The sequence below is a fragment of the Hahella sp. CCB-MM4 genome (genome assembly GCF_002260525.1).
In the GTDB taxonomy this organism is placed as follows: domain Bacteria; phylum Pseudomonadota; class Gammaproteobacteria; order Pseudomonadales; family Oleiphilaceae; genus Hahella.
Genome location: NZ_MRYI01000013.1, coordinates 1 through 15,292, shown reverse-complemented (window position 1 = coordinate 15,292; position 15,292 = coordinate 1). Strand labels below are relative to the sequence as shown.

General features: G+C 50.4%; 13 protein-coding genes and 1 pseudogene. 11 read left to right on the top strand and 3 right to left on the bottom strand.

Translation table 11 applies throughout. The features are described from left to right. Positions 1 to 59: 59 nt before the first annotated feature. On the top strand, positions 60 to 1,358 hold the full coding sequence (locus BTA51_RS19685; RefSeq protein ID WP_094710412.1) for an adenylosuccinate synthase: 1,299 nt from the start codon (positions 60 to 62) through the stop codon (positions 1,356 to 1,358). A gap of 71 nt (positions 1,359 to 1,429) precedes the next feature. On the opposite strand, the gene BTA51_RS19680 is transcribed toward BTA51_RS19685, so the two are convergent. Beyond that, on the bottom strand, positions 1,430 to 2,356 hold the full coding sequence (locus tag BTA51_RS19680) for a DMT family transporter (RefSeq protein ID WP_094710410.1): 927 nt from the start codon (positions 2,354 to 2,356) through the stop codon (positions 1,430 to 1,432). 155 nt (positions 2,357 to 2,511) lie between these two features. Here BTA51_RS19680 and BTA51_RS19675 point away from each other — a divergent pair, with 155 nt between their 5' ends. Further along, positions 2,512 to 3,675 carry an NAD(P)/FAD-dependent oxidoreductase gene (locus BTA51_RS19675; protein WP_210404880.1) on the top strand — a complete coding sequence of 388 codons (1,164 nt, stop codon included), beginning with the start codon at positions 2,512 to 2,514 and terminating at the stop codon, positions 3,673 to 3,675. A gap of 22 nt (positions 3,676 to 3,697) precedes the next feature. On the opposite strand, the gene BTA51_RS30235 is transcribed toward BTA51_RS19675, so the two are convergent. Beyond that, entirely contained in the window at positions 3,698 to 4,138 is a 441-nt protein-coding gene (locus BTA51_RS30235) for a ComF family protein (RefSeq protein ID WP_168188226.1), read from the bottom strand. An 87-nt stretch (positions 4,139 to 4,225) separates the two neighbouring features. Then, a pseudogene (locus BTA51_RS30930) lies at positions 4,226 to 4,429 on the bottom strand (double zinc ribbon domain-containing protein); the annotation flags it as partial. A gap of 87 nt (positions 4,430 to 4,516) precedes the next feature. On the opposite strand from BTA51_RS30930, the gene bioB reads away from it, so the two are divergent. From bioB to BTA51_RS19625, 9 genes are all read left to right on the top strand, one after another. Next, positions 4,517 to 5,593 (top strand): biotin synthase BioB, encoded by a 1,077-nt coding sequence (bioB, locus tag BTA51_RS19665; protein WP_094710406.1) that lies wholly within the window; start codon positions 4,517 to 4,519, stop codon positions 5,591 to 5,593. A 6-nt stretch (positions 5,594 to 5,599) separates the two neighbouring features. Next, positions 5,600 to 6,769: an 8-amino-7-oxononanoate synthase gene (gene bioF, locus BTA51_RS19660; RefSeq protein WP_094710404.1), complete on the top strand. Its 1,170-nt coding sequence runs from the start codon at positions 5,600 to 5,602 to the stop codon at positions 6,767 to 6,769. Continuing rightward, a complete protein-coding gene (locus BTA51_RS19655) occupies positions 6,769 to 7,524 on the top strand; it encodes an alpha/beta fold hydrolase (RefSeq protein ID WP_168188225.1) in 756 nt (251 codons plus the stop codon). The genes bioF and BTA51_RS19655 overlap by 1 nt, the downstream gene beginning before the upstream one ends. After that, complete coding sequence (bioC, locus tag BTA51_RS19650; protein ID WP_168188224.1) at positions 7,524 to 8,384, top strand: malonyl-ACP O-methyltransferase BioC; 861 nt, start codon at positions 7,524 to 7,526, stop codon at positions 8,382 to 8,384. Before BTA51_RS19655 ends, bioC begins: the two co-directional genes overlap by 1 nt. Before the next feature lie 14 nt (positions 8,385 to 8,398). After that, positions 8,399 to 9,100 (top strand): dethiobiotin synthase, encoded by a 702-nt coding sequence (bioD, locus tag BTA51_RS19645; protein WP_094710398.1) that lies wholly within the window; start codon positions 8,399 to 8,401, stop codon positions 9,098 to 9,100. 121 nt (positions 9,101 to 9,221) lie between these two features. Beyond that, entirely contained in the window at positions 9,222 to 9,485 is a 264-nt protein-coding gene (locus tag BTA51_RS19640) for a flagellar biosynthesis protein FlgE (RefSeq protein WP_094710396.1), read from the top strand. A gap of 41 nt (positions 9,486 to 9,526) precedes the next feature. Further along, positions 9,527 to 10,474: a putative metalloprotease CJM1_0395 family protein gene (locus tag BTA51_RS19635; protein WP_210404879.1), complete on the top strand. Its 948-nt coding sequence runs from the start codon at positions 9,527 to 9,529 to the stop codon at positions 10,472 to 10,474. A 430-nt stretch (positions 10,475 to 10,904) separates the two neighbouring features. Then, positions 10,905 to 12,704: an acyl-CoA dehydrogenase C-terminal domain-containing protein gene (locus tag BTA51_RS19630; protein ID WP_094710394.1), complete on the top strand. Its 1,800-nt coding sequence runs from the start codon at positions 10,905 to 10,907 to the stop codon at positions 12,702 to 12,704. Between the two features lie 156 nt (positions 12,705 to 12,860). Next, entirely contained in the window at positions 12,861 to 14,651 is a 1,791-nt protein-coding gene (locus BTA51_RS19625) for an acyl-CoA dehydrogenase C-terminal domain-containing protein (RefSeq protein ID WP_094710392.1), read from the top strand. Positions 14,652 to 15,292 lie beyond the last annotated feature (641 nt).

Below are 15,292 nucleotides of genomic sequence, written 5' to 3'. Positions count from 1 at the left end.
TGTTGTTTAATATCTGACCGATGTAACTTCCTAATCCTTCAGTGAAATAGAGAAACATTATGGGCAAAAATGTGGTGATCCTCGGAACCCAATGGGGTGATGAGGGAAAAGGTAAGATTGTCGACTTGTTGACAGAAGAGGTCGCGGCTGTCGCGCGCTTCCAGGGTGGACATAATGCCGGGCACACACTGGTGATTGATGGTGAGAAAACCGTACTTCACCTGATCCCTTCCGGAATTCTGCGCAGCACAGTCGCTTGTATGATTGGCAACGGCGTGGTTTTGGCTCCGGATGCCCTGTTATCCGAGATTAAAACGCTGGAGGATAAGGGCGTTCCTGTTCGTGAGCGATTGTATCTCAGCCCTGCCTGTCCATTGATTCTTCCGTATCACACAGCTCTTGACCTGGCTCGTGAAGAGCGTCGGGGGGCGGCCAAGATCGGCACTACCGGCAGAGGAATTGGACCTGCCTATGAGGATAAAGTGGCTCGTCGCGGGGTTCGCCTTGGAGACTTGGCGAAGCCTGAAGAGTTTGCTGAAAAGCTCAAGGAAATTATGGATTACCATAATTTTGCATTAGAGCACTATTACAAGGTGGCCCCGGTTGATTACCAGAAAACTCTGGATGAAACCCTCGAAATGGCCAAAGAGCTGTTGCCAATGATGGCTGATGTAACAGATATGCTGCACGACTTCCGCAAGCAGGGAAAAAATATTCTGTTTGAGGGCGCGCAGGGCTCGTTGCTGGATATTGACCTGGGAACCTATCCTTTTGTGACATCTTCCAACACTACTGCTGGTGGTACAGCTACCGGAAGTGGTTTTGGCCCGATGTACCTGGATTATGTACTGGGTATTACCAAAGCCTATGCCACTCGTGTTGGTTCAGGGCCATTTCCGACCGAATTGTTCGATGATGTCGGGGCTCATTTGGCCAAAAAAGGGAACGAGTTTGGAGCGACTACCGGAAGGCCTCGTCGTTGTGGCTGGTTTGATGCGGTCGCCTTACGACATGCAATCCAGATCAACAGTGTGTCGGGTATCTGCCTGACCAAGCTTGATGTGCTGGATGGTCTGGAAACTGTAAGAGTCTGTGTTGGTTATCGGACCAAAGATGGCGTAGAAGTGACTCGTCCACCGATTGCCTGTGAGGATTTCAGCAAGCTTGAGCCGGTTTATGAAGACCTGCCGGGCTGGAGTGAAAGTACCTTTGGCGTGAAGAAGTTGGAAGACCTGCCCAAAAACGCAAGAGACTACATTGAGTTTTTGGAGAAGCAGATCGAAGCGCCAATTGACGTAATATCTACTGGTCCAGATCGTAATGAGACGATCACGTTGAGGCATCCATTCTCCGCCTAAGACGGAGAACTGCAGGCTAAATTTGTTGAAGCAGTCTAAACCCCTTGGTGAGTTTTTCCCCAAGGGGTTTTTTATTTCTGTTTAATACCTGTTTTTTTCCTGCCAACACTTTGGCAAAGCCAAAGACCCAGAATAATGACAAGGCCTCCAGCTCCGTGATAGCCATGGGGGAGTTCTCCGAGGAAAGGAATGGCCAGCAGGGCGGTGATTAGCGGTGCCAGGTAGAAAAATAGCGAGGCGGTGCTCGGCGAAGTCTGTGTTACACCAAAATTCCAGAATAGATAAGCGAGCAATGATGGGAATATGGCCACATAGATGATGGCAAGAAGCAGTTGGCTGCTTACCTCGAAGCCTCCCCGGAACTGGTATTCGATCAAATAGAAGGGGCTGATCATAATGACGCCAATTCCCAGAAATATCATGAAGAGATCTAGCCCTGGAATGGGAATCTGCCATTTGCGCAGTAAGATGGAGTAGAGGGACCAGATCAGCATAGCGATCGCCATAATGCTGTCGCCGGTATTCAATTCAAGTCGCCATAGTGCATCAAAATCACCCTTCAAAATTACATAAAGTGCACCGGCAAAGGCGCAGGCTATGCCCGCTGCACTTCTTAGTCCGATCGTTGCTCCCAGCAATGGTGCGGAAAGAGCTATCGTCGTAATCGGCATCAGTGAGGTGACCAAGGTAATATTTAACGCTGATGTATACTGGGCCGCCACATACAGGAGAGAGTTATATGTGGTGATGCTCATAAACGAAAGTATAAGAATTTTTACCCATTGTTCGCGGATAATGACACGATGTTTTTTGTATGCTTTGACGATGAAGGGCGATACCAAAAGCGCGCAGGTGAACCAGCGAAAAAATGATAAGGTCAGTGGCGGAATCAGTTCATTGACGCCTCTGGCGATAATGGCGTTTCCCGCCCAGAATAGTGAAGTGCAGGTCAGTCCGGCGTATGGTAGCCAGGCTTTGTTTGTCCAGGAATTCTTCATAGATTAACAGGAATTCTTCATAGATTAACAGGAATTCTTGATAGATTAGTAAGTTACGAGTGCTGGATCAGCCCTGACTTTTGATCAGGAGTGGTGCAGTTTGAATGCTTAGTAAAGCAGCCATTCTGGCTTCAGCGAATTGAGAAAACAATGCAATGACAGAGAAAAATTTGATTCATCAGTCTGCTGAAGTGTATTCCGTTGACACCGTGGTGATCGGGGCGGGTGTCGTTGGCCTGGCGGTGGCCAGGGCTCTTGCTCTCCAGGGGCGGGAAGTGATGGTGCTGGAGTCTGAATACAGTATCGGAATGGGGATTTCTTCCCGTAACAGTGAAGTAATTCATGCGGGGATCTATTACCCTCAAGGTAGTTTGAAAGCCAGATGCTGTGTTGAGGGAAAGAATCAGTTATATCAATACTGTGATGAGCATAGGGTGCCTTATCGCAGGTGCGGTAAGCTGATAGTGGCTACCAGTCAGGAGCAGCTGCCTATTTTGGAAAGTCTGGTCGCAAAGGCGGCTGCAAATGGTGTCAATGATCTGCAATGGTTGGATGGCGAGCAGGCAGGAAGGCTGGAGCCTGAATTGAAAGCAGAGGCGGCATTGCTGTCTCCTTCAACCGGCATCATTGACTCACATCAGTATATGCTGGCGTTACAAGGTGATACGGAGCAGGCGGGCGGTATGGTGGTGCTGAACTCTCCCGTGCTAGGCGGGCAAGTAGAAGCCTCTTCCGACGTTGGCGTACCGAATATTGACCTGATCGTTGGCGGTGATATGCCCTGTCGATTGAAAGCACGCTGTGTCATCAATAGTACCGGGTTGTTAGCTGCGCAATTGCTAAGATCTATTCAAGGATATCCTGCAAAGAATATTCGGGAGTTGTATTGGGCCAAGGGGCACTATTTCAGTCTCACCGGCCGTGCGCCATTCGAGCACTTGATCTATCCAATTCCAGAACCGGGTGGGTTAGGGACGCATCTGACGCTCGATATGGGAGGGCGGGCCAAGTTCGGTCCTGATGTGCAATGGGTGGATACTCTCAATTATGATGTGCCTGGTGATTTGGAAGAGAAGTTTCGGTATCAGGTAGCCACTTATTGGCCGGGGGTGGTGGATCGGGAATTAGCGCCGGCCTACGCGGGAATTCGGCCAAAACTGTCTGCACCAGGTGAGGATGCTGAGGACTTTTTAATTGAGTCGCCGGCACACACCGGCGTTTCGGGCTGGTTTAATCTGCTGGGGATTGAATCGCCAGGTCTGACGGCATCATTGGCTATTGCGGAAAAAGTTGCCCAAGCAGTAAAAGAGTATATGTGAAACTACTTTCCTTCTGACTCCTTCATTCAAGCGATCGGCGCGCCACTGAGAATCCATATATTTCTGTCGCCCCGCCTTTGGTCAATTGCCGGGCCATGGCGTCTATTGTGCTTCCCGTGGTTACAACATCGTCAATGATAATGATAGGGCTGACAGGTGGGCGATCGGTTAGGGAAAAGCTGTTCTTAACATTCCTCCGCCGCATTCTTGCGCTGAGTTCAGCCTGTCTCGGCGTATGTCGACTTTTCATGACAACTTCGTTCTGCAATGGCAGACCTGCATACTTTGCCAGGTGTTTGGCAATGAGATGGGCATGATTGTCCCGACGAATAAAGTATTGTGATTCATGCATGGGAACAGGCATCAGTACGGCATTATGAAGATGTCCGAAGGCCTGTTTAAATTCTGGATAGATGGCTTGAGCCAGTGGTTTGGCCCAGTATCCGCATTCCTGATATTTCAAACGCCTGATAATAGAGGATACGGGGAATTTGTAGTCAAAGGCCGATACCGATTTGATATATGCCGGGGGCTTTGACAGGCAGCGCCCACAGATTTGTATGTTGTCTGATGGATGGTGGAGTTGCTGGCCGCAGGTCTCGCAACCATTTTCAGTTAAGGGAAAATCCTCCAGGCAGCTCTTGCAGATGGGGGAGGGTTGACCTGTCTTAAGGCAGAGAAGGCAATGTCTTGATATAACGCTGTCAACTTTTAGTCTAATAAAAGTTGACAGCTTATTAAGCCGCTTTATCATGTCATCCATGTTTGATTTCCAAAATCCATTTAGCTTCAGGGTCTGTCAAAGGACGCTAAGTGTAACTCAATATTCAGGACGTTGAATATGACTGCAAGTGCTCAAGCCCCGATTCGCCACGACTGGACGATTGAAGAGATCCAGGCATTGTTTGAATTGCCTTTCAATGATCTGATGTTCCAGGCCCAGTCTGTGCACAGGATGCATTTCAATCCAAACGAAGTTCAGGTCAGCACATTGCTGTCTATCAAAACCGGCGCTTGCCCGGAAGACTGCAAATATTGCCCTCAGAGCGGACACTACAACACCGGTCTGGAGAAAGAGAAGCTGCTGGAAGTGGAAAAGGTTGTGACTGAGGCGCGTCAGGCCAAAGAGAAAGGGGCCAGTCGTTTTTGTATGGGGGCTGCCTGGCGTAATCCGCGCGAAAAAGATATGCCCTACGTACTGGAAATGGTCCGGCAGGTGAAGTCGTTGGGGATGGAAACCTGCATGACCTTGGGAATGCTCTCCCCGGAGCAGGCAGGCCAGTTGGCGAATGCCGGTCTTGATTACTACAACCATAACCTGGATACATCAGAAAACTTCTATGACAAGATCATTACTACCCGTACCTATGCTGACCGTCTAGAAACTCTGCAGAACGTCAGGGATGCAGGTATGAAGGTCTGTTGTGGCGGCATCATGGGGATGGGCGAGTCATTGAAAGATCGTGCTGGCTTGTTGATGCAGCTGGCCAACCTGCCGGTCCATCCGGAAAGTGTGCCTATCAACATGCTGGTGAAGGTTGAAGGGACTCCTCTGGAAGTGCAGGAAGATATTGAGCCTTTTGACTTTATCCGTACTATCGCTGTCGCCAGGATTGTGATGCCTCGCTCCCACGTGCGGCTGTCAGCGGGTCGTGAAGACATGAATGAGCAAATGCAGTCATTGTGTTTCCTGGCAGGAGCCAATTCCATTTTCTATGGCGAAAAACTGCTCACTACCCCCAACCCTGAAGCTGACAGGGACCGTATGCTGTTCAAAAAACTGGGTATCAAGCCGGAGCAGCGCGAGGAATGTCACGACGAATCCACCCATGAAGCCTATTTGCAGGATGCCATTGTGGCGGAAGAGCAGAAGCGCAAGATGGGCGAGATGTTTTACGACGCGTCGCAAAGCGCCTGATATTCAATGTCAAAATGGCGCTTTATCTCTGAGGCACTGGAGCAACGTCGAGATCAGGGGTTGTACCGGCAACGCCTGACTTTGACTTCTCCGCAGAGTTGCCATGTTACGATCGAAGGTCAGGAGTACCTGGCCTTCTGTAACAATGATTATCTAGGGTTGGCTAATGATCCGCGTTTGATCGAAAGTGCCCGTGCTGCAATGGAACGGTATGGCTTCGGTGGCGGAGCCTCACATCTGGTTATCGGGCATCTCGAACCTCACCATCAACTTGAGCAGAAGTTGGCGGAATTTACCGGGCGGGAACGGGCGTTACTGTTCTCCACCGGCTATATGGCCAACCTGGGGGTTATCTCGGCTCTGGCCGGTCGCAAAGATCTGGTTCTGCAGGATAAGCTAAATCATGCATCCCTCCTGGACGCTGGGACGTTATCTGGCGCTCGCCTCCTGCGCTATACCCATAATGATACGGCAGCTCTGGAAGCGCGACTTGAGGACGCCCGGGATCATAGAACCCTGGTGGTGACCGATGGGGTCTTCAGTATGGACGGTGACATTGCTTCGCTGGACCATATTGCGCCACTTTGCCGACGCTACGATGCCATGCTGATGGTGGACGATGCCCATGGATTTGGGGTCCTGGGACCTAAGGGTGGTGGATGTGCAGAAGTATTTGGATTGGGGCAATCTGATCTACCGTTACTGGTAGGCACGCTTGGAAAGGCTTTTGGGACAGCCGGTGCATTTGTGGCGGGTAGTGAGGAGATGATTGAATACATCATCCAGTTCGCTCGTACCTATATCTATACCACCTCGATGCCTCCTTCTGTGGCTGCTGCCACCTGTACCAGTCTGGATATTGTGCAGGAAGAATCCTGGCGTCGAGTCCATTTGCAATCATTGATTCAACGTTTCCGGCAGGAAGCCCGGGCTATGGGGTATCAGTTGATGGCGTCCGATACTCCAATCCAGCCGATATTGGTAGGAGAGACGGAAAAGGCCATGAACCTTGCAGCAGCAATGCGTGAGCAAGGGATTCTTATCACGGCTATTCGTCCCCCAACGGTCCCGGTGAACACTTCCCGGCTTCGGGTCACCTTCTCTGCCGCGCATCAGGAGCAGGATCTGGATCAGTTACTGGAGGTTCTTCACCGATGCCGGGGGATGGTGAGCTGATGGAAAGCAGTCGATCGGACGTCTTACCGGAAAAGCCGTCGCGCTACAAAGTGGTTTTACTCCCCGGATGGGCTCAGCCAAAGGAATCAGTGCAGCACCTGGTGGAGGTTATGGAGTCATGGTCGGATGTGGCCGTTATTGAGTTGAAAGCACCGGAAGGCAAGTTAAGAGAAACACTCGGTAAGGAGCTGGAAGTTGATCAGCCTACGCTCGTTGTGGGGTGGTCTTTGGGGGGGAGTGTTGCAATCCGCTTGCTTCAATCGTTGGTGGCGAAGCCGCGGGGAATTGTGCTGATTGGCGTGAATCCGTTTTTTGTCGGTGATCAAAACTGGCCGGGAGTCGGGGAGGCACTGTTTCAGGATTTTACCCGTCAGCTTGAAGAAGATCCGCAAAGGTTACTGCAAAAATTCAGTGGACTCATCATGCTGGGAGATGCTGATGCCCGGCAGTTGACTAAGAATGCCCGGCGGTGGCATGGCCCGGTTCTGGAGTGGTCGCCAGAGCTACTACAGCTCTCGCTTGCCTGGCTGAAGGAATGGGATGTTCGTGAATTGTTGGAAGGTGTAAGCACGCCGGTGCTTCATCTGCTAGGGGAAGCTGACCGTTTGGTACCGGGACGAGAAGTGGCAGAGGAAATTAAGTCGCGATATCCGGGCCAGTCTGTTGATATTGTTAAGGAGATGGGACATTACCCAAGTCCTGCAGTCAGTGATCATCTGGTTGAGAGAATTCGAGCGTTTGTCGGGGGTGAATAGTGGGCTGTCAATTCAAGTACAACGCAGAGGAATCTGATCCGGTGACAGGTATAGACAAACAACTGGTAGCTTCCTCGTTTGGCCACGCGGCGGCGACCTATGACGCATTAGCTGGTCTACAGAAAGAGGTGGGTGTCAGCCTTATTGATCTGCTTACCCAAAAAATTACCGGGTCCAGAGTTGAAATTGCGGACATCGGTTGTGGAACTGGCTGGCTCACCTATCAATTGAGGAGTCGCTTCCCGCAGGCTTCAATTACCGGCGTGGATCTGGCTGAAGGTATGGTGGAGTTTGCCCGTGCTCACCAGCAAGAGGCTGCAGAAGAGTGGCTGGTGGGAGACATGGAGTCGATACCCTTAACTTCCGATAAATTTGATGCCGTATACAGCAATATGGCGATGCAGTGGCTGGAAGACCCGGCAAATTGGTTCTGTGAAGCTGACAGAATACTAAAGCCTGGTGGATGGCTGATCTGTTCCACGTTGCTGCAAGGTACCCTGTCTGAGCTGCAGGCATCCTGGGAGGAAGCCGATAAGTTGCTGACCGGAAATATACCTGCAACACATGTGAATCAGTTTCAGACCCGTCAGCAGCTTTCGCTGTCGATAGCCAAGTCTATCCCTAAGGGGGAGTTTCAGGAGCAAACCTGGGTCCGCCATTATGCTTCGGTGAAAGATATTATGGGTGAGTTGAAGGGAATTGGTGCACATAATCTGAATGCGGACAGACCTCAGGGAATTACGGGTAAGACCAGGATCCGTCGTATGATGAATCACTATGAAATCTATCGCCAGCCACAAGGGTTGCCTACAACCTACAAGGTGGCCTTTATTGCCTATCGAAAACCCTTTGCTGATTAAGAGAATGTCTCATCGTGGCACGTACCCTGTTTATTACCGGAACTGATACTGAAGTAGGTAAAACCTTTGTTTCTGCAGCGTTGCTTCATGCATTTTCCAAGGCCGGACTGCGTACAATTGGGCTTAAACCGGTAGCAGCCGGATGTGAATCCTCGTCACAAGGATTGGTGAATGAGGATGCATTGACGTTGCAGCACTTTGCCAGTGTAAAACTGCCTTATTCGCAGGTGAATCCAGTGGCGCTGGAAGCTCCGATTGCGCCTCATATTGCAGCTCAGCGTGAGGGGAAAAATTTGTCGCTGTCCCGCTTGGTGGGATTGTGTCGTGGGACTCTGATGGCGCCGCATGACATGTCGATCGTTGAAGGGGCAGGAGGATGGCTGGTCCCCCTGAATTCCAGAGAGCTGCTGTCAGATCTGGCATTGGAGCTTCGAACTCCGGTTATCCTGGTCGTAGGGCTGAGGTTGGGGTGTCTGAATCATGCCTTGCTGACTATGGAGGCAATACAGCGGCGGGGGATTCCACTTGCCGGCTGGATTGGCAATCAATGTCAGCAGGAGTCTATGGCAGCCTTGGAGGAGAATCTTGACACTCTTAAGAGTGCTATCAGAGCTCCATGCCTTGGTATCCTGCCATATTCCAAGAGTCCCGATGACGAAGCAGTTCAACAAGCTCTCAATATAAGCACCTTGATCCCTCGAGATAAGGCTCAATAAGTTCGCTAGTGCCCTGGCTGAATTTACCTGCTGTTACATTCTGTTAAGTAGTCTGGTTGAATATTGAGCAAAATCGGCATTAAAATAGGCAAGATACAACCATTTGCTGTAGGGAGTTGTTGTGGTTTCCAACATTTTGAATACTGGATTGCAAGGTATCCGGCAAGGGGTGCAAGGGGCTGAAAAGGCTGCTTCGCAAATTGCCAGGGCTGGGCAATCCGGCAGTGGCGACGATGCGGCTGCCAGTCAGGGCAATGATCTTTATACTGATCTGGCTGAACCTTTAGTTGATCTGAAGCTGTATGAGACCAGTGTCAAAGCCTCTGCCAAAGTGGTAAAAGTGGCCGACGAGGTTATCGGTACGCTATTAGATATCAAGGCGTAGTCTGTAACGGAAATACAGAAAACGCCAAGGGGTGTGCATAGGTGCTACTAACTGGTTCATCATTGCCGGTGTCCAACACCACAACCCCTTATGTGCCTCCAGCGAAGGCGCAAGTGGCTTCAGCGTCCGTTCAGGACCTCGAGTCAACTCTTCCCCCAGTACAACCTCTGGAACAAGCATCCCATGCGTCATCGTCCGGCACCACGCCGGTTCTGGTCTATAACCACTTTGCCCAATTGAGTCAGTCTACACCCGACGGTCGGGGTGTTTCAGCCGGGCAAAATACTGATTCTGGCGAACAGCCTCAGACAAGTGGTGAGAGTGGTGATATCGGTGCAGACTCTACCGGAGCAGCAGTCAACGTGGTTTCTGGTGTTGCTGATCAAAGCGGAGAAAATGCCGACAATGCTGGTGCGTCGCAGCCAGAGACCGATGTCAATGTCGGTGGAGGTGGTGGCAACGCGCAGTCCGCAGGAGGGCTGTCGGATGAAGATCTTGCGATTGTCAGTGAGCTGAGTTCAAGGGATCGTGAAGTGCGATCTCACGAGCAGGCACATTTGTCGGTCGGAGGTGTCTATGCCACTGCGCCGCAGTTCAGCTATGAGCGTGGTCCCGATGGCCGAAACTATGCCGTCGGTGGTGAGGTGTCGATTGATGCCGGAACAGTGCCGGGAAATCCAGAGGCTACGATTCGAAAACTTGAACAAGTCAGGCGAGCAGCACTTGCGCCGGCAGAGCCGTCGCCACAGGACCGTCGGGTGGCAGCCCAGGCCAGTCAGGGCATACTTCAAGCGCAAGCTGATCTGGCTAAACAGCGACAGACTGGCACTGAAGAACCTCAAAGGGATGAGCCTGAACAATCTTCATCTGCAGCAGAGCGGCGAAATAGTCAGAGCCGCGCGATTCAGACATACCAGGAACTCATCGGTCTCGGAAACCAGCTTGCAGGAGCAGATGCAATAGCGGCTCAGCTTGACGAAGTTATCTGAGGATATTGGGCTACGGCCCCTTTTATACATCCCGTCAGGAGTACGAGGCTCTGATCTTGAATTCCGCCATCGCTCCCATTTTCTCACAAATTTTTACAACATTTCTTAATGTGCACCGTCCTGGTTCAAGTTCTGATAAGCCTTTTAACCTCTTGATTATAAATAGAGAAAAAATCCTGATTCAGGGGGCCTTGACGATGCCGTCTTCTCGAAAGTGAAAAATTGGTGTTTTAACTCTAATCAACCTTGACATTCTGCTTAAGCAAACGTATGTTTCAAACACCTGTTTGATACATTAATGAACTATCGTCAGCTCACCCAAAAGCGGTTTGTGAGCGTAAGCGATAAGAAAAGAAACAAAATAATCCGTGTGCACGGTAACAATAGTGAAAGCCGACGAGCCTTTTGCTGGAGAGATGAGGTAATCAGTATGCCGGAATATAAAGCTCCTTTACGCGACATTAAGTTTGTAATGGATGAACTGCTGAATGTTCAGTCCCACTACAGTGAGTTGCCATCAGCTGAAATGACGACCCCGGACATGGTCGACGCCATAATCCAGGAGGGTGCCAAGTTCTGTGAGCAAGTATTATCTCCCCTGAATCGTGTTGGTGACGAAGAAGGGTGTGTCTGGAGCGAAGACGGCGTCAAAACTCCAACCGGCTTTAAAGAAGCCTATCATCAGTATGTTGAGGGCGGTTGGCCTTCCATGACCTCCGCAGAGGAGTTTGGTGGCCAAGGTCTGCCGGAATCTCTCGGCCTGGTAATGAGCGAAATGGTAGGTACCTCCAACTGGGCTTGGGGTATGTATCCTGGTCTGAGTCACGGTGCAATCAACACTATTGCCCTGCACGGTACTGACGAACAAAAGCAGGCTTATATGCCTAAGCTGGTCAGCGGTGAATGGACTGGCACCATGTGTCTGACCGAGCCTCACTGTGGATCTGATTTGGGTATCCTGCGTTCCAAAGCTGAACCGAATGCTGATGGTTCCTACAGCATTACCGGTACCAAGATCTTTATTTCAGCCGGTGAGCACGATATGGCTGAAAACATTGTACACATCTGTCTGGCGCGTCTACCGGATGCTCCTCAGGGTACAAAAGGTATCTCCCTGTTTATCGTTCCTAAATTCCTGACTGATGGGAACGGCGGTGTAGGTGAGCGTAATGCGGTGACCTGTGGTTCTATCGAACACAAAATGGGTATCCACGGTAACTCTACTTGCGTAATGAATTTTGACGGTGCTAAAGGATACCTGATTGGACCTGAAAACAAAGGTCTGAACTGCATGTTTACCTTCATGAACTTCGCTCGTATCGGTACGGCAGTTCAAGGTCTTGGAGCATCAGAGTTGTCTTTCCAGGGTGCTCTCGCCTATGCCAAGGATCGTTTGGCCATGCGTTCACTGTCTGGTGTGAAAAACCCGGACGGTCCTGCTGATCCAATCATTGTGCATCCGGATGTCCGTCGCATGCTGTTGACCCAGAAAGCTTTCGCAGAAGGGGCTCGTGCAATGATTTACTACACAGCGGTCCAAGGTGATTTTGTTCACCATGGTGCCACTGAGGAAGTACGTAAAGAAGCTGATGAAATGATGGGCTTCCTGACTCCAATTGCTAAGGCTTTCCTGACCGAAATTGGTTATGAAGCAGCTAACCTGGGTATGCAGGTATACGGTGGTCACGGTTTCATTTCTGAATGGGGTATGGAGCAGATCGTTCGTGATACCCGTATCGCTCTGATGTATGAAGGTACTACCGGTATTCAGGCTCTTGACCTGCTGGGTCGTAAAGTACTGATGACTCAGGGTGAGGCTCTGAAGCGCTTCACCAAACTGGTTCATGTGTTCTGTAAAGAGCAGGGCGATAACGAGCAAATGAAAGAATTCGTCGAGCCTCTGGCCAAGCTGAACAAAGACTGGGGCGATCTGACCATGAAGATCGGTATGACGGCGATGAAGAACCGCGATGAAGTTGGTTCTGCTTCCGTCGACTTCCTGATGTATTCCGGTTACGCGACTCTGGCTTACTTCTGGGCCCGTATGGCGCATGTTGCTCAGCAGAAATTAGCAGCAGGTACAACAGAGGAAGCCTTCTATCAGGCGAAGATTCAGACTGCCCGCTTCTACTTCAAGCGTATCCTTCCTCGTACTGCGGGGCATGCGATTTCCGCTCTGGGTGGCGCTGACACATTGATGGACATGGATGTTGAACACTTTGCGTTCTGATCCTTCCTGTTAAGAAAAAGCCCGCGTTAAGCGGGCTTTTTGCGTACAACTGGTTCGGGGCAGGTTGCATTGATAACCTGATGTTAACCTGAAATCCGATCGAAAAGCGTATATAAAACTGAATTCCAAAAAAGACATTATCACGAGGGTGTAAGCATGGCTGATTACTCTGCGCCATTACGCGACATGCAGTTCCTATTAAAAGAAGTGTTTGAAGTGGGCAAACTGTGGGAATCACTGCCAAAGGCTCAGGAAAACGTTGACGTTGACACTGCGGACGCCATTCTGGAAGAGGCTGGTAAGATATCGGCGAACCTGTTGGCTCCCATAAACCGTAGTGGGGATGAGGAAGGCTGTCAGTGGAATGATGGCGTGGTTACAACCCCAGCCGGTTTCAAGGAAGCTTATCAGACCTATATTGAAGGTGGATGGTGTGGCTTGGGCGGCAATCCTGAATTTGGCGGTATGGGAATGCCGAAAATGATTGGGGCTCAGGTGGAAGAGATGGTGCAATCAGCCAATATTTCATTTGGCCTGTATCCAATGTTGACTGCGGGTGCCTGTCTGGCAATCGACTCTCATGCCACAGAAGAGCTCAAGGAAAGATACTTGCCTAATATGTACGCAGGCGTCTGGGCTGGTTCCATGTGTCTGACCGAGCCACATTCCGGTACGGATCTTGGAATTATTCGCACCAAGGCTGAGCCGCAAGCGGATGGTTCTTACGCTGTTACAGGTACTAAAATCTTTATTACCGGCGGGGAGCATGATCTGAGTGACAATATCATTCACCTGGTATTGGCCAAGCTGCCTGATGCGCCTGCTGGTCCTAAAGGGATCTCGCTGTTTATCGTTCCCAAGTTCCTGGTTAATGATGATGGTAGTCTGGGAGACCGAAATCCTGTGAGCTGTGGCTCAATCGAGCACAAAATGGGGATTAAGGCTTCTGCTACCTGTGTTATGAATTTTGACGGTGCTAAAGGTTGGCTAGTGGGCGAGCTTAACAAAGGCCTCAACTGCATGTTCACTATGATGAACTATGAGCGTTTGGGTGTTGGGGTTCAGGGATTGGCAGCTGCAGAGCGTTCTTATCAGAACGCAGTTGAGTATGCCAAGGATCGTATTCAAGGGCGTGCACCATCCGGTGCGGTTTCTCCCGATAAAGCTGCAGACCCGATTATTGTGCATCCGGATGTTCGCCGTATGCTGATGAACATGCGGGCCTTGAATGAAGGTAGTCGCGCTTTCTCCACTTATGTTGCCAAGTATCTGGATATATCCAAATTTTCGGAAGATGCTGCGGAGAAGCAGCATGCAGAAGCCATGGTGGCTTTGCTGACTCCAATTGCCAAAGCGTTTCTGACTGATCGTGGGCTGGATAGTACAGTCAGTGGTCAGCAGGTCTTTGGTGGTCATGGTTATATCCGTGAATGGGGGCAGGAGCAGTTAGTGCGTGATGTTCGTATCGCTCAGATATATGAAGGTACCAACGGTATTCAGGCGCTTGACTTGATGGGGCGTAAGATTGCTGCCAACAGCGGTAAGTTCTTTGAGCTATTTGCCAATGATGTGGCCGACTTTATTGAGGCTAACCGCGACCAGGAAGACTTATTGGAGTTCGTTGAGCCATTGGCGGCCAGTATTGAGCGTCTCTCCGATGTCACTGAGTATGTGTTGGAGAGTGTGTCTGGAGACTCTAATGCGGTCGGCGCAGCCAGCGTGGAATACCTTGATCTATTTGGTTACGTATCCCTCGCATATATGTGGGCGATGATGGCAAAGGTGGCTAAGAGCAAGGCTGCTGACGATAGTAGTGGCTTCTATGATGCCAAGCTGAAGACGGCACGCTACTACTTCTCCCGAATTCTGCCGAGAGCGGTAGCTCTGGCGGAATCCATCAAGAGCGGTAGTGCGGACATGATGGCGTTGGATGTAGAGCAATTCTAAGTACGGATGCTAAATTGATAAAAGCCCGGTTTATGCCGGGCTTTTTTGTGCCTGGCGAAAAGGAGGAGGGACCTTTTGTACTGCTTGATTCAGCTTTGCTCAGGATATTCTCCTGAATAGAGCCTGATGTCTAACTGGCAGTGCATGGCTTTTGCTGCTGGTCCAGAACGAGATCCGCCAGCAGTCTCCCCAGGGCGGATTTTGGTCAAGGAGGAGTAAATCCATATTGGATATTCATGTTGTCGAGGAGGTTTCCCAGGGGCTGTTTTGGGGGCTCTAATTTAGTGCCTGTCATCTAATTTAAAGTTTTTTCCAAAAAGGTGTTGCAAAGGATCGGGAGGGACGTATAATGCGCCCCACTTCTGCAGCGGAGCCCACCCGGAAGGGGTGAGAAACAAGGGCTTCGGGTAAGCAGGACTCAAGGATGAGACGACAATATGAGGGCGAGTTTTTCCATCAGATTGTCAGCGCCAAACAGGAAGTTAAAAAAACAGATTGACATTGAGAATCAAGACTGTAGAATGGCGCGCCTCATCGGGATGAATGCCCGGGCGAGAAGATCTTTAACAAGTTAATCAAGCAATTTGTTGTGGGCGCTAGCTGAGACGGTTGTGGAGACACAGAATAGTCTTGAGTTAGTG

Bases quoted from the DNA above. Each gene is read 5' to 3' on its own strand.
- BTA51_RS19630 (WP_094710394.1), top strand. From the start codon at position 10,905: ATGCCGGAATATAAAGCTCCTTTACGCGACATTAAGTTTGTAATGGAT.
- bioB (WP_094710406.1), top strand. From the start codon at position 4,517: ATGACTGCAAGTGCTCAAGCCCCGATTCGCCACGACTGGACGATTGAA.
- BTA51_RS19685 (WP_094710412.1), top strand. From the start codon at position 60: ATGGGCAAAAATGTGGTGATCCTCGGAACCCAATGGGGTGATGAGGGA.
- bioF (WP_094710404.1), top strand. From the start codon at position 5,600: ATGTCAAAATGGCGCTTTATCTCTGAGGCACTGGAGCAACGTCGAGAT.
- BTA51_RS19655 (WP_168188225.1), top strand. From the start codon at position 6,769: ATGGAAAGCAGTCGATCGGACGTCTTACCGGAAAAGCCGTCGCGCTAC.
- BTA51_RS19675 (WP_210404880.1), top strand. From the start codon at position 2,512: ATGACAGAGAAAAATTTGATTCATCAGTCTGCTGAAGTGTATTCCGTT.
- BTA51_RS19680 (WP_094710410.1), bottom strand. From the start codon at position 2,356: ATGAAGAATTCCTGGACAAACAAAGCCTGGCTACCATACGCCGGACTG.
- BTA51_RS19625 (WP_094710392.1), top strand. From the start codon at position 12,861: ATGGCTGATTACTCTGCGCCATTACGCGACATGCAGTTCCTATTAAAA.